General features: G+C 61.1%; 12 protein-coding genes. 8 read left to right on the top strand and 4 right to left on the bottom strand.

Annotation, left to right across the window (positions count from 1 at the left end; translation table 11 throughout):
* Positions 1 to 95: 95 nt before the first annotated feature.
* On the top strand, positions 96 to 1,055 hold the full coding sequence (locus tag WJU18_RS23180; RefSeq protein ID WP_423455923.1) for a LysR family transcriptional regulator: 960 nt from the start codon (positions 96 to 98) through the stop codon (positions 1,053 to 1,055).
* Positions 1,056 to 1,082: 27 nt separating this feature from the next.
* On the opposite strand, the gene WJU18_RS23175 is transcribed toward WJU18_RS23180, so the two are convergent.
* Positions 1,083 to 2,207 (bottom strand): NADPH:quinone oxidoreductase family protein, encoded by a 1,125-nt coding sequence (locus tag WJU18_RS23175; protein ID WP_423455921.1) that lies wholly within the window; start codon positions 2,205 to 2,207, stop codon positions 1,083 to 1,085.
* Positions 2,208 to 2,291: 84 nt separating this feature from the next.
* Here WJU18_RS23175 and WJU18_RS23170 point away from each other — a divergent pair, with 84 nt between their 5' ends.
* A complete protein-coding gene (locus tag WJU18_RS23170; protein ID WP_423455920.1) occupies positions 2,292 to 3,209 on the top strand; it encodes a LysR family transcriptional regulator in 918 nt (305 codons plus the stop codon).
* Between the two features lie 28 nt (positions 3,210 to 3,237).
* Here the strand turns inward: WJU18_RS23170 and WJU18_RS23165 are convergent, their stop codons facing one another.
* Positions 3,238 to 4,140: a LysR family transcriptional regulator gene (locus WJU18_RS23165; RefSeq protein ID WP_423455919.1), complete on the bottom strand. Its 903-nt coding sequence runs from the start codon at positions 4,138 to 4,140 to the stop codon at positions 3,238 to 3,240.
* A gap of 101 nt (positions 4,141 to 4,241) precedes the next feature.
* Between WJU18_RS23165 and WJU18_RS23160 the strand changes: the two genes are divergently transcribed.
* Genes WJU18_RS23160 through WJU18_RS23140 form a run of 5 tightly spaced genes read left to right on the top strand, consistent with a single transcriptional unit; the run spans position 4,242 to position 9,372 of the window.
* Positions 4,242 to 5,174 (top strand): hypothetical protein, encoded by a 933-nt coding sequence (locus WJU18_RS23160; protein ID WP_423455918.1) that lies wholly within the window; start codon positions 4,242 to 4,244, stop codon positions 5,172 to 5,174.
* A gap of 13 nt (positions 5,175 to 5,187) precedes the next feature.
* Positions 5,188 to 6,198, top strand: a complete 1,011-nt coding sequence (locus tag WJU18_RS23155; protein ID WP_423455916.1) for an ABC transporter substrate-binding protein — start codon at positions 5,188 to 5,190, stop codon at positions 6,196 to 6,198.
* Positions 6,199 to 6,200: 2 nt separating this feature from the next.
* Positions 6,201 to 6,971 carry an ABC transporter ATP-binding protein gene (locus WJU18_RS23150; protein WP_423455914.1) on the top strand — a complete coding sequence of 257 codons (771 nt, stop codon included), beginning with the start codon at positions 6,201 to 6,203 and terminating at the stop codon, positions 6,969 to 6,971.
* Entirely contained in the window at positions 6,968 to 7,846 is an 879-nt protein-coding gene (locus WJU18_RS23145) for an ABC transporter permease (RefSeq protein WP_423455912.1), read from the top strand. The genes WJU18_RS23150 and WJU18_RS23145 overlap by 4 nt, the downstream gene beginning before the upstream one ends.
* Entirely contained in the window at positions 7,843 to 9,372 is a 1,530-nt protein-coding gene (locus WJU18_RS23140) for a gamma-glutamyltransferase (protein ID WP_423455911.1), read from the top strand. The genes WJU18_RS23145 and WJU18_RS23140 overlap by 4 nt, the downstream gene beginning before the upstream one ends.
* 14 nt (positions 9,373 to 9,386) lie before the next feature.
* Here the strand turns inward: WJU18_RS23140 and nrdR are convergent, their stop codons facing one another.
* Positions 9,387 to 9,836 carry a transcriptional regulator NrdR gene (gene nrdR, locus WJU18_RS23135; RefSeq protein WP_423455910.1) on the bottom strand — a complete coding sequence of 150 codons (450 nt, stop codon included), beginning with the start codon at positions 9,834 to 9,836 and terminating at the stop codon, positions 9,387 to 9,389.
* 185 nt (positions 9,837 to 10,021) lie between these two features.
* Positions 10,022 to 11,266 carry a serine hydroxymethyltransferase gene (glyA, locus tag WJU18_RS23130; RefSeq protein ID WP_423455908.1) on the bottom strand — a complete coding sequence of 415 codons (1,245 nt, stop codon included), beginning with the start codon at positions 11,264 to 11,266 and terminating at the stop codon, positions 10,022 to 10,024.
* Positions 11,267 to 11,676: 410 nt separating this feature from the next.
* Between glyA and WJU18_RS23125 the strand changes: the two genes are divergently transcribed.
* Positions 11,677 to 13,686, top strand: coding sequence for a TonB-dependent receptor plug domain-containing protein (locus tag WJU18_RS23125; RefSeq protein ID WP_423455906.1), 2,010 nt, complete (start codon positions 11,677 to 11,679; stop codon positions 13,684 to 13,686).
* Positions 13,687 to 13,700: the final 14 nt, after the last annotated feature.

Raw genomic sequence — 13,700 nt, 5'->3', positions numbered from 1 at the left:
CTCTTTTTTCAATGTCCAAGCCCCGATGGTAGGAATGGGGGCCATTGCTGTCTAATCACGATATTGGCCAATGACATTGCAAAAACGATATGAGCGTGACTGGCAAAAGCCCTCCCGGATTGAGAGAGAACTGGTATTTGCGCGGACGATTGCGCTTGCGCCATCTCAAGCTGGTAGTTGATCTGGAAGAAACCCATCACGTGGGGGAGACGGCACGCAGGCTGGCGACCACGCAGCCGGCGGTATCCAAGATGCTGGCGGAGCTGGAGGCGCTGATGGGGGCCGCCCTGTTCACGCGTACACCCAAGGGCACCTTTGCAACGCCCTATGGACAGACATTGATTCGCCACGCGCGCTGGATCCTGGGCGATCTGGATCGGCTTGGCGCGGACTGCATGGCTGAAGCCGATGCGGGCCGTGAACGCGTGGTGCTGGGCACCAATTCCTCTTCCGCGGCGTTCCTGGTGCCTCAGGCTTTGCTGGCATTGCGCAAGAGGGCGGCCGAAGTGTCCCTGGTGGTCCGGGAGGGATCCCTGGAAACACTGATGCCTCAGCTGCAGACTCGTCAGATCGACCTCGTGGTGGCCAGGCTCGAAGATTTCTCGGCTCATTCGGAGCTGATCTGTATTCCGCTGCGCCAGGAGCCCATGTGCGTGGTGACTTCTTGTTCACACCCTTTGGCGGGCAGGAAAAAATGCACTTGGGCACACCTGACCCAGTACCCCTGGATACTGCCGCCTTCCGGGAGTCCTGTGCGCAAGGCGCTGGATCTGTTGATCCGGAGAGAGGGCATCCCCGTGGATTCCTACATCGAATCCGCTTCGGCCATGACCAACCTGATGCTGATGGATCACAGCGATCATCTTTCCATCTTGCCGATGGGGATTGCCAGGTACCACGAAGCCCGTGGCGCCTTGGCCATTCTTCCGGTCCGGTTGGCCGATATCTTTGCGCCGCTGGGCGTGCTCAGGCACTCCAGGCTGGAATTGTCCGTTGGAATGCAACAGGTGATCGATGCCTTGATGGAGGTGGCGCAATCCTCCGGACCGTCATAGCCCCTTGGATGCGCTCTTGCGGAGGCTTCACGGATGGAGGACGCAACCGCCCAGCACATCGCCCCGCCAACGTGCAAGCATGGCCTCTCGAAACGCTGGCAGGGGAAAACGGTGCGAGATATGCGGACGGATCCGCCCCTCGGTGACCCACTGGAGTATCTGGGCTACCCGTGGGGGCCGCAGCGATGGATTTTGCTTGACGGCGATGACGGCTGGACTGCCCATGATGGTCAAGCTCTTCATCTGAATGATGTTGGTGGGCAACTGGTTGGCGTTTGGGGCGCCGCGCTGGCCTTTGCCGCGTGCAACATCTGGGGTGGACGTCCAGCCCACGATGAGAAGCCGGCCGCCAAAGGCCATGGCGCGAAGGCATTCCAGAGAGGTGTCCCCGCCGACAGTGTCGTACACGACATCGACACCGCGGCCGCCCGTAAGGGCTTTGATCTCATCCCTGAACCGCCGCACGCCATTGCCTTCTTCGGCACGCGTATTCACGACGTGATCGGCACCCATGTCACGAACCAGGGCGAGCTTTTCATCGGAACGCCCCGTCGCAATGACTGTGGCACCCAGCAGTTTGGCCACTTGTACCGCAGCCATGCCTGTCGAGCCGGAAGCGCCCGTGATCAGCACGGTTTCACCCGCCTGGACTTGCCCTCGTGTAATCAGGCAGTGATAGGCCGTTTCGTAGTTGCCCAGCAGATTGCAGGCCTCATCGTATGAGAACCCGTCGGGGATGCGAAACGCGGCATGTGCGGGCAACACGGCGTAGGTCGCATAGCCACTGGCCTTCTGATAACCGTCGTAGGAGCGAGGCCCCACTTGCATGAAATCAGCGAATACGCGATCGCCTACAGCGATTTGGCTGGGAGCGACATCGCTGCCTACCGCCAGCACGTCGCCGCTGTATTCCATGCCCGGGGTGTAAGGGGGCTCGGGCATGTGCTGATATTGCCCGCTGGTCATCAGGAGATCGACCCAGGCCACGGCGGCACTGCGGATGCGCACCAGAATTTCGTCCGGCTTGAGCTGGGCCAGATCAGGAGGGGCTTGCTCCACCAATCGGAGATGCTGCTCGATCGCGCTGACAGGATCGTCGGCGAACTCGGTGACCAGCACTTGCTGGCCTGGCGGCAGGGAAAGTGTGTTCAAGACGCTTGCTTTCGTGACTTGGGAAAGGCATCAGCGTAAGAGGGTCTTGTACATTATTCAACTGAATTTTATAAATGCTCATACATGAGTACTATTCATATAGAACGCCTGGATCTGAATCTCCTGGTGGTACTTCAAGCCGTGTTCCAGGAAGGCAGCATGACGCGCGCCAGCGAGCGCTTGCACGTCACGCAACCGGCCATCAGCCATTCGCTGCGCAGGCTCCGCGCTGCATTGGGCGATCAATTGTTCGTCAGGCACGGCTCAGCCATAGTGCCGACACCGTTCACGCGCCAAGTCATGGGGCCTGTGAATGCCGCGCTGACCAGTCTGCAATCCACCCTGGCGGGTGCGCGCGGGTACGATCCCGGGAGCATGCCGAGAGTATTTCGCTTGGGCATACGTGATTCACTGGAGACTATCGCTCTACCCAGGCTGTATGAGCGCTTGTTGCTGGCGTCACCGCGATCGAGGCTTCATTGCCTGCCTCTTGACAGGGCGCGTCTGGCCGACGAACTGGCTACGGGCGCGCTTGATTGCGCACTGGACACGCCTGTGCGTGTCAGGGATGGGCTGATGCAGGAGCGCTTGCCCGGGGCTGATCAGCTATGTGTGGTGGCACGAGCCGGCCACCCGGCGGTGCGGGGAGAGGGTATCACGCTGCAAGAGTATCTGGACCATCCGCATGTGGCAGTCAGCTCCCGGCGCTCCGGCTTGACCATTGAGGATGCGGCGCTTGAGCGTGCGGGTTTGCACCGGGACGTGACTGTGCGCGTTCAGTCGCATGCGGCCGCCAGGGATTTGGCCACGCATCAGGATTTGCTGCTGACGCTGCCCGTACGGTTGATGGAGGGCGGTGCGCTGTACAAAACCCTGAAGCGCTACGCATTGCCTTTTGATGTTCCGCCCATCGAATACAGGCTCTATTGGCATCAGCACCTGGAGGATGATCCGGCCTTGCGTTGGTTTCGGGGGTTGATCAGCAGGGCTTGGAGCGTGTGAGGGGTGTTGCCTGTGGCCGCAACCTGCGCTACAGAGCCTTGGATGCTTGCACACTCTCGCGCAGCGCTGTCGCAAGCTCGAGAGCAGCAGGAGGCAACGGGGCATCGCGCCTGAAGAAAAGCTCTTCGGAACTTACGATATTCAACTGCGGTACTTCTACCGTCACCAATTGTTGCCGCATGATCCCTTGAGTGACCGATCTCAGCGACATGAGGCTGACGCAGTCGGTCGCGGCCACGATACTCTGCGTAGCCACCAGGGAATCCGACAGCAGGCGGCAGTGTGGCGGCTCAAGGTCAAGATCGGCGAACGCGCGCGCAAGAGGGCCGTCGGGGCTGGCGGCCGAGCGGGTGAGGATCCACTGTGCATGCGCGAATTCCATGAGAGATTTTGCGCGCGCGAGCGGGTGGCGTCTGCGTACTGCGATCGCGAAGCTCATCGAATAGAGCGGCCAAGAGTCGATGACAGCCGGAACACCGCTTACGGGCCTTGATCCGACCACGAAATCCAGGCTGCCATCACAGACGCGTTGTAAGGTCGATGTGGGTAAGCCACCGACGATGCGCACGGTGATGTTTGGCCGCCGCGCTTGAAATTCGGAGATCACCTGCGGCGCTATCAACTCGGCAACCGTGGGTTCAAGTCCGATCGCAACGGAACCCGTGAACTGTCCGGTAAGTTGCGTGAGTTCCTCGCGTGCGCGCCCCAGTTCGCCATCTACCAATCGTGCGCGTGCGAGGAAGGCCACGCCGTAGGAGGTGAGTACTGTGCCGCTGACGCTTCGCATCAACAGCGGCGTGCCCAGGGAGGATTCCAATTGTTGGACCGCCTTGGTGACGGCCGGCTGTGTGATGCCGAGCTTACGCGCCGCGCCGCGAATGCTCCCCGTGTCTGCCACGGCAATGAAACAGCGGATGTGTCGGAGGTTCAATTTAATGAAAACCTTTCGTTATCGCTATGAAGAATTATGTTCTTGCGGGAATCATAGCGGCGGCCAATACTTGTGCTCACATAAACGAAAGGAGACCACTGATGAGCGCTGTCATGGCCGAGTCCCGCCCCCGCAGTGTCCTGGACTTCGAGGAAAAGCGGTTTCCTCTGGAGCTCAAGCCAGCCCTTCCGGATATCCGCGAACTGTGGGACAAGGCGAACAAGCATGCCTGGGACCCGAATACGGCCATTCCATGGGATCAATTCGATGCCAGCAAGTACAGCCGAGAGCAGCTCGACGCTGCGCGTCTGTACTGGAGCCGGCGCGCCTGGACCGAATACACCGGTACCGCGGAAAGTCCTGCCGTTCTGTTGCGCCTCATCATGGAGGCGGATCGTGAAATCGATGCCAAGCTCTTTTGGTCGGTCCAGACGCTGGAGGAAACGCGCCACTGCATGGCGTCCTACCTTTTCGCGGAGAAACTGGGGGGCTATCTGAGCGCACCGCCCAAGCAGGCTCCCAAGAGCACGAGCCATCGCGGTATACGCGACAAGGTACTGAATCCCGATATTTCGTTCGAAGCGTTCGTGATCGCCCATATCTGCATCGGCGAGACCATTGCCGCGAAGATGTTCGAAGAGCGCCGCCGCAGCGCGACCGATCCTGTGGCCAAGGAGCTGGTACGTCTGATCCTGAAGGACGAAACGCGCCATATCCAGTTTGGCTGGCGCTACATGGCGCATCGGGTCAAGAATTTCACGCCGGAGTTGATCGCCGAGATGGAGCGCATCGCGGTCGATGTCATGGAAAACTCAGAACTCAAGGGTTTTCACTGCATCTGGATGCTGCCAAACGAGCATACGCAACCGTTGATCGATGCCAACAACATCACCGCGGAGGCTGGTTTGGGCGGCGCCACGCCGGAGCGCGAACTGGCGGCACTGATAGAAAGTGTTGGGGAGATCCGGCAAAACATGGCGCCCTGGGGTATTCGCATCCCGGTGTTCGATCACCCCCAATTCGGCAGGATCTGAAGCGGAGTCCGGTATGACCTCCTCCACCAGCATCCTGCGGCGGCATTTCATGCTGGGCGCCGCCACGAGCACCCTTGGGCTGCCAGCCATGGCGCAGAACAAGGATAAGGTCTCGCTGCTCTATCTGCCGGTCACGGACTACGCGCCATTTTTCGTGGCGAAGGAGAAAGGCTACTTCGATGATTTCAATATCAATGTAGAACTGCTGCCCAAGGATGCCACCGCCGAAACCGTGCCGATGGTGGCCGGTGGCCTCGTGACGGCTGGCGGGGCCAGTTGGAGCGCAGGCGTGTTCAATGCTGCCGCAGCGGGCTCCGGGGTGGTGGTGGTGGCGGACCTGGCGCGCGTGCCCACCAAGGGCCGCTCATCCGTACATTTCATGTTGTCCCCTGCGATGGCCCAGGCTGGAACTACCGTGTCCTCGCTCAAGGGCAAGCGCGTAGGCGTGCTTGGTGCGGGGGCTTTCACAGAGTATTTCGCCGCCCAGGTCTTGAAGGCAGGCGGGCTGGGATTGCCTGACGTGCAGGTCATTCATCTCACGGTACCTACTTTCGGCCAAGCATTCGCGAATGGCGCTATCGACGCGGGGGTGGTGTTCGAGCCTTTCGCCACGATGTTCGAACAGAAAAATATTGCCAAGCTGTTGCCCGGTGACTATGCGCGTGGCACGGAGGTGGGCTTTATTCTCGTCAATGCCGATTTCCTCAAGGCCAAGCAGGATGTGGTGGTGCGCATGCTCGCCGGCTATTTGCGCGCGGTGCGCCACCTGCAGGATGGCGGTTGGGAAGATGCCGCCACGCAGGCGCTGATGCTCAAGTACATGAAGATCGACGCATCTGTCTTGAATCGTATCGGGTTGCCGACGATCGACAGATCCGGCGCTATTGATCTGACCTCCGTTCAGGCGCAGGAGGCGTTTTTTCGCCAGGCTGGCAAGCTCTCCTATCGCAAACCACTGGACTGGGCGGCGCTCTATCCGGGCGAGGTGGCTGCCAAGGCCGCGGCGCTGCTGGACAAGAGGTAACCATGGCCAGCAGCGCAATCACGGCCACGAATCTCTCACACGCCTATTACGACGAGCGGCAGCAACGCTCCGTGGTGGCTTTGAGCGGGGTGTCCTTTTCAGTGGCGGAGGGTGAATTCGTTTCCATCGTCGGTCCTTCGGGCTGTGGCAAGAGTACGCTGCTGCGCTTGCTCGCGGGCTTGGAGTCGGTGGTCATGGGCGACATCACCGTGAGCGGCGGGCGGCCGGGTATGGTCTTTCAGGACCAATCCCTGTTTCCCTGGCTCACGGTGGAAGAGAACGTGGCCTATCCGCTTCGGGTCGCGGGTGCTGCAGCCGCACAATGGGCCGAGCCTGTGGCGCGCTTGCTTGAACTGTGCGGGCTGGCCGATTTCCGGCGCGCTTATCCGCATCAGCTCTCGGGCGGCATGAAGCAGCGTGCCGCGGTGGCGCGCGCTCTGGCCGCGGATCGGCCGGTGCTGCTCATGGATGAGCCTTTCGGCGCGCTCGACGAGCAAACCCGTCTGTTACTGCAGCAGGAGCTTCTGCGCGTCTGGGAGCGAAGCGGAAAAACGGTGGTGTTCATCACGCATAGCGTGGAGGAGGCGCTAGTGCTTTCTGACCGCGTGCTCGTGATGTCTCACCGGCCAGGACGAATGCTGCAGCACATCGTGGTGCCCTTTGAGCGTCCGCGCAATGTCATCGAATTGCGGCGCTCGCCGCGGTTTGGTGAGTTGAGCTACGAAATCTGGCGCCTGCTTGGCCTTTCGCACGACAACCGGGAGGCCGCATGAGCGCCAGTACCACCAGCACTGTCCGGCAGGAGCGCACCGCGCCGCTGTCTTCGACAGAGGCCGGCGTGGAGCAGGAAACAGATCGCTTGCACAGGCTTGTGTGCCCTTCACGGGCGGAAAAACTGGCAGAGATCGCGGCCATGTTCAGCCCGATACTGCTGCTTGCAATGTGGGAAGCTGTTTGCCGACTGGGCTGGCTTGACGTGCGCTTTTTCCCACCCCCAAGCGCCATTTTCGATACCTTCCTGGAGGATCTCGGCAATGGCGAAATTGCTGCACATACCCGTGCTACCTTGTGGCGAGTAGGCATAGGCTTCGTGATGGGCATGCTGCCCGCAGTAGTGTTAGGCCTCTGGCTCGGGTTGTACAAATGGCCTCGGCTCGTGCTCACGCCAATATTCAGCACGCTTTACACGGTGCCGAAGGTCGCCATTTTTCCGCTGCTGCTACTGCTTTTCGGTTTGGGCGATGCCTCCAAGTTCATGCTTGTGGCGATCGGGGTGTTTTTCCTCGTCTTTTTCAGCACATTGAGTGGTGTGCTGCAGATTCCCCCGATCTACTTCGACGTGGCGAGCAACGCAGGGGCTTCGCTCCGGCAGAAGCTTTCGGGCATTGCGCTGCCGGCAACTCTGCCCAACATTTTTACGGGTATCAAGCTGGGCATCGGCCACGCTTTCGTGCTGATCGCAGCTTCAGAGTTCATTGGCGCCAAAAGCGGGATTGGCTATTACATCTGGACTTCCTGGCAGCTCTTCTCCATCTCGCGCATGTTCGTGGGTATCGTGCTGATTTCGCTATTCGGATACCTGTCGATCATGCTGGTCGAGCAGATTCAACGGCGACTCGTTCCTTACGCTGCAACGGATCGACGATGAGTTCGATAACCCCATATCCGGCGAGCTTCGCGCGCGGCCGGCGCTTCGCTGTGGCTGCTGGGCATCCCGCAGCGGCCGAAGCAGCCTCTGCGGTGATGCGGGAGGGCGGCAACGTGGCCGATGCGGCCGTCGCGGCATCGGCGATGCTGGCGGTGGCGCTTCCGCATGCCAACAGCATTGGTGGCGACATGCTCGGCCTTTACCGGGACGCAGCGACTGGCATGATTCACGGCCTTGACGCCGCGGGAGTGGCTCCTTCGGGAGCGACTCCGGAAGCGTTCCCGGAAGGGATTCCGCGGCGGGGCGCGCGAGCTTCGGTGGTCCCTGGCATCGTCTCAGGGTGGAGCCTGCTGCATACCCGCTTTGGCCGGATGGCATGGGCTGATGTGCTTTCGGCGGCGGTGAGCGGTGCTGCGAGCGGTATTCCCAGGGCTTCCGGCATGCGCGAGTTCGTGGTTGAGTGTCGTGCCAATCTGGCCGCCGATCCCGGTTGCAGGGGGCTTTTCATGGCTGGCGGCGGCGCCGAACCCATGCTGTACCAGCCCGCGCTCGGAGAAAGCCTTTCCCGCATTGCGCGATACGGTGCCGGCGAATTTTATGATGGACAACTGGCGGATCGCTTCTCGGATTTCGTGGAGCGCGCTGGCGGCTTGATTACACGCGAGGATCTTAGGCGTTATCAGGCACGGTGGACGATACCGCTGGAAGGTCACTACCGCGGCCATCAGGTGCACGTACTGCCTCCGAGCAGTTTTGGGCTGTTGCTCCTGATGCAACTGGCTGGGCTCGAAACCGTACCATCGTCATTGCCGGCGCCTGCCAGGCTTGAAGCCCAACTGCAGGCCATGCGCGCAGCCTTCGTGCTTGGCGAGGGCCTGGTCCATGACGGCAAGCCCTCCTTGAGCCAAACCCAGCTAAGCCCTCTGCTGGATGCAATGCGGCAAGCGATGCGCGAGCCCCTCGATACACCGCAGGAACTCCCTGGTGGCACGGCTTGTGTGGTGGCTGGCGATGCCGATGGCAATCTGGCAGTGCTGGTACAAAGTGTCTTCCGTCCATTCGGTGCAGCGTGCCTCGATGCTGAAACAGGTATCCTGATGAACAATCGCATGCTCGGCTTCAGCGCGGTACCGGGCGGCCCGAATTGCGTGGCGCCGGGCAAACGCCCGCGGCACACACTGTGCCCAGTGCTCGTGATGCGTGATGGCTTGCCAAGATGGGCTCTGGCATCCCCCGGGGGCTTGAGCCAGACGGCTACGCTCGCTCAAGTGCTCTCTGGCCTGGTCGATCAGGGGCTGACGCCCGCAAAAGCCGTCGCGCAGCCGCGTTGGTGCTTGAGCCGCGAACGCGAGGTGCTGATCGAGCAACACTATCCGTGTGGAATAGGGACGGGCGAGACGGGCGGATTGAAGGTCCGCGATGATCCTTACGCCTTTGGCTCTGCGAAGGTTGTGGAGTGGAGCCTGGGCGGCGGCCTGATAGCGGCTGCAGATGGCCGCCGCAATGCGAAAGCTACCGCAATTTGAGGCGGGAGGCCTGACTAGCGCCGAACTTCGTCCACCAGCGCACGAAACTCGTCGATATCCTCGAAGCTGCGGTACACGCTGGCAAAGCGCACGTAAGCCACTTTGTCGAGCTTCTTGAGCTCTCGCATCACCAGTTCGCCAATGCGGGAGGAGGGGAGTTCCCGCGCGGCGGCGGCGAGGAGCTTTTCTTCGATGCGCTCGATGGCGGTATCCTGCTGCTCCGTGCTGACCGGGCGTTTGCGCAGAGCCAGGTCGAGTGAGGCCTGGAGCTTGGCTCGCGCGTAAGGCACGCGCCGGCCGTCCTTCTTGACGATGGAAGGAAAGCTGAGGTCCGGCCGCTCGTAAGTCGTGAAGCGCTTGGCGCAGTGCGCGCATTGGCGGCGGCGGCGGATGAAGTCGCCTTCATCGGAGATGCGGGAGTCGACTACCTGCGTCTCGGTGTGAGCACAAAAAGGGCACTTCATCCGCAGTTTACCTCTTGGTTAACCATTGCAATCTGCCCTGGCCGCGTGAGCGGAAGGGCCGCAGAGCAGGCCATACGTCGAACGCCGTGGACGGACCTGAGCCGGCCATTGGCGTTGTCCCCCTCCCGAAGAGTAAGGGGGCGCCCGGCGTAGGGGAAGGCGCCGAAGGCCACTCAGGGGGTGCTTCATCCGTACACAGGGAAGCGCTTGGTCAGTTCGGCGACCTTGGCGCGGACCGTGTTCAGGTTGGCTTCGTCGCGCGGGTTGTCCAGCACGTCGGCCACCAGATTGGCGGTGATGCGGGCTTCCTCTTCCTTGAAACCACGGGTGGTCATGGCGGGGGTGCCGATACGCACGCCGCTGGTCACCATGGGCTTCTCCGGGTCGTTGGGAATGGCGTTCTTGTTGATCGTCATGTGCGCGGCACCGAGAACAGCTTCAGCTTCCTTGCCGGTGATGTTCTTGGAGCGCAGATCGACCAGCATGACGTGGCTTTCGGTGCCGCCGCTCACGATGCGCAGGCCGCGCTGGATCAGCGTTTCGGCCACGACTTGGGCGTTCTTGCGCACCTGCAGCGCATACTGCTTGAACTCGGGTGAGAGCGCTTCCTTGAAGGCGATGGCCTTGGCAGCGATGATGTGCATCAACGGGCCGCCTTGCAGGCCGGGGAACACAGCGCTGTTGATGGCTTTTTCGTGCTCGGCCTTCATCAGGATGAAGCCGGAGCGGGGGCCTCGCAGGCTCTTGTGCGTGGTACTGGTGACCACGTCGGCGTGCGGCACGGGGTTGGGGTATTGGCCGCCAGCGATCAAGCCGGCGTAGTGCGCCATGTCGACCATGAAGACGGCGCCAACATCCTTGGCTACCTTGGCGAAGCGCTCGAAATCAATGGACAGGGAGTAGGCGCTGGCACCGGCAACGATCAGTTTCGGCTTGTGCTCGTGCGCTTTTTTCTCCATCGCGTCGTAGTCAATGGCTTCCTGTGCGTTCAGGCCATAGCTGACGACGTTGAACCACTTGCCGCTCATGTTGAGAGGCATGCCGTGCGTGAGGTGGCCGCCTTCAGCCAGGCTCATGCCCATGATGGTGTCGCCGGGCTTCAGGAATGCCAGGAACACGGCTTCGTTGGCCGACGCGCCACAGTGGGGCTGGACGTTGGCGGCATCGGCGCCGAAGAGCTGCTTGACGCGGTCGATGGCCAGTTGCTCCACCACGTCGACGTATTCGCAGCCGCCGTAGTAGCGGCGGCCTGGGTAGCCCTCAGCGTATTTGTTGGTGAGCTGCGTGCCGGCGGCAGCCAGCACGGCAGGGGAGGCGTAGTTTTCGCTGGCGATCAGCTCAATGTGATCTTCCTGGCGTTGGTGCTCGGCCTGAACGGCGGCCCAGACATCGGGATCGGTTTGTTCGATGAGATTTTTGCGGTCGTACATGATGTGGCAGTCCTTCGGTGGAAGGGAACGTCCCCAGAGATGCTCTTCATGACTTACGAAGAACGTCTCTTGCGGGCTGCCCAGGCGAACGGCTGGAACACCAGTGCAGAAAAAGCCTGCCGGCGGCGCGCTCCCCCGTGGTGTTCGGAGGCAGTTCTGCCCCGGTTCCACGTCGGTGCCTCCTTGGAGGACACCTATCGCCAGTTGCGCACGTTGGCAAGTTTAGCCGACGACCGAGGATCTTGGATGGCGAGGGTTTAGTTGGCGAGCATTCATGTTATATTTGGTAATAGGAATGATTCTTATTGACATTCCTATTTCCTTTCTCATTCGTGTAATGAGGCTTTCGTTTTCTGAGCATGCGCGTCTCTTGGCGCGCGCGTGCTGCCGAAATCCGCTGCTCATCCTTCATGTTTGCTTCCCTTCCCCGTTCTGCCTGCTGGTTGCTCCCCTGGCTTGCCATCGCTTCTGTTCAGGCGCAGGAATCCGAAGTCCCGAGTGCTGAGGCGCCCAGCCTCAAGCCGGTCGTGATCACGGCGACGAGAACCGAACGCGAGATCGATGAGACGCCCGTACGTACCGAAGTGGTCACACGGGAAGAAATCGAGCGCACGAACGCCAGCACGCTCAAGCAGGCGCTGGAGAATGTGCCAGGGTTGCAGTTGCGCGAGGTATTGGGCAAATCGGGCTATGAGCTTTCCTTGCAGGGCCTGAGCGCTGACCAGGTGCTGGTGTTGATCGATGGTTTGCCCATTACCGCCAGCACCAGTTCCACCGTTGATCTGAGCCAATACCTGCTGGATGACGTGGAGCGCATCGAGGTCGTCAAAGGCGCAAGTTCGGCGCAATATGGCAGTTCCGCCATGGGCGGGGTGGTGAACGTGATCACACGGCGGCAGGCCGCTGGCTTTGGCGGAACGGCTCAGGTGGATGTGGGCAGTTACGGGCAGCAGAACGACAGCGGCCGCTCCTTCAGCGCGAATAACCGCCATGCACGTTTCAATCTCGGTGGCGGCGGAGAAAAGTGGCGTCTGTCGGTTTCAGGCGATCGGCTGGACAACGCGGGTTTCGGTGTGGATCCGGATGCCTACCCGCGCCAGGGGGATGCCAACTTGCGCCAGCAGGCAAGCGTACGGGGCGAGTGGCTGCCCAGCCGCCATGGGCGTGCGTGGCTCGAGGCTTCTCACTACACGGAAGATGATACGCAGCGATACAACCTGTTTGTACCGCCGGCGAATGTGCCGCAGCGCAAGCTGGAGAGCATCACGCGCGACCGCGTCAGCGGCGGAGTGGATTGGCGCTTTGCCAACGGGATGCGGGCGCAGGTCAAGGGCGTGAATGAGCAATATGACAGCCATTCGCCTGGCTACTCCAACGAAGTGCTGGCCAGCGACCGCCGTTCGAAGCAGCGCATGCAGCATCTGAGTACCCAGCTCGATCTGCCCGCCTGGGGCCGTCAGCTCTGGATGATTGGCACCGATTGGCATCACGAGACGCTGGGCCAGACGGTCAATGGAGGCTCCGAGTTGGGCACGGCCGGAGATGCCAAACGTACCAACACCGAGATATTCGTTCAGAACGATATTCTGTTGAACGATACCTGGGAAGTGTTGCTGGGTCTTCGCGGCCAGAACGATTCCGATTTTGGCAGCCACTGGGCACCCAAGGTGAGCGTACGCGCCAACTTGCTCAACGGTGAAGATTGGAAAGGCGTGTTCCGCGCCAGCGTAGGGCAGGGCTACAGAGTGCCCAACCTCAAGGAGCGCTACTACCTGTTTGATCATAGCGCGCTGGGCTACCGGGTGATCGGCAATCCAAATCTCAAACCCGAGTCGTCCAATAGCTTCCAGCTAGGCGCCACTCTCAGCAGGGGATCGAAGCTGTCGATCGACGTCAACGCGTTCTACAACCGCGTGCGCGATCTGATCCAGACCGATCTGGCCAACGCCACGGTGGTGGACGGCATTGCTTCCTACACCTACTCCAACGTGGCGCGCGCGCGCACCAGCGGCTTCGATATCAGTGCGAATTGGCGCGCTACGCCGTCGCTGGGGCTCAATGCCGCCTACACCTACACGAGCACTAAAGATGAAACCACGGGCCAGGTGCTCACTCGCCGGCCTCGGGATATCGTGCGGCTGGGCGCTGACTGGCGTATTCAGCAGGACACCATGCTGGGCCTGCGCCTGCGCCACCAGAGCAGTGAACTCGTGGATACCGCCACGGGGGCGCGCTCGCCAGGCTGGACCACGCTCGATCTGAGCCTGAACCACAAGATCGGGCGGTCAGTGACGCTGTTTTTCGGCGTCAACAACCTGACCAACCGCCAGCGCGATTTTTCCAATACCAGTGATTACGGACCCATCTCGGGCCGCTACATCTACGTTGGCGCCAAGTTCGCTTTCGGCAACGCTCTTTGATAACCACCACCACC

The organism is Ottowia sp. VDI28 (assembly GCF_049532675.1).
Classification (GTDB): Bacteria; Pseudomonadota; Gammaproteobacteria; order Burkholderiales; family Burkholderiaceae_C; genus Ottowia.
Note: the sequence above shows the minus strand (reverse complement) of the source record. Positions and strands in the feature narration are given on the sequence as shown.

What these genes read in the sequence shown, in the direction of transcription:
- WJU18_RS23125 (WP_423455906.1), top strand. Translation starts at nt 11,677, where the DNA reads ATGTTTGCTTCCCTTCCCCGTTCTGCCTGCTGGTTGCTCCCCTGGCTT.
- glyA (WP_423455908.1), bottom strand. Translation starts at nt 11,266, where the DNA reads ATGTACGACCGCAAAAATCTCATCGAACAAACCGATCCCGATGTCTGG.
- WJU18_RS23155 (WP_423455916.1), top strand. Translation starts at nt 5,188, where the DNA reads ATGACCTCCTCCACCAGCATCCTGCGGCGGCATTTCATGCTGGGCGCC.
- WJU18_RS23150 (WP_423455914.1), top strand. Translation starts at nt 6,201, where the DNA reads ATGGCCAGCAGCGCAATCACGGCCACGAATCTCTCACACGCCTATTAC.
- WJU18_RS23145 (WP_423455912.1), top strand. Translation starts at nt 6,968, where the DNA reads ATGAGCGCCAGTACCACCAGCACTGTCCGGCAGGAGCGCACCGCGCCG.
- WJU18_RS23140 (WP_423455911.1), top strand. Translation starts at nt 7,843, where the DNA reads ATGAGTTCGATAACCCCATATCCGGCGAGCTTCGCGCGCGGCCGGCGC.
- WJU18_RS23160 (WP_423455918.1), top strand. Translation starts at nt 4,242, where the DNA reads ATGAGCGCTGTCATGGCCGAGTCCCGCCCCCGCAGTGTCCTGGACTTC.
- WJU18_RS23170 (WP_423455920.1), top strand. Translation starts at nt 2,292, where the DNA reads ATGAGTACTATTCATATAGAACGCCTGGATCTGAATCTCCTGGTGGTA.
- nrdR (WP_423455910.1), bottom strand. Translation starts at nt 9,836, where the DNA reads ATGAAGTGCCCTTTTTGTGCTCACACCGAGACGCAGGTAGTCGACTCC.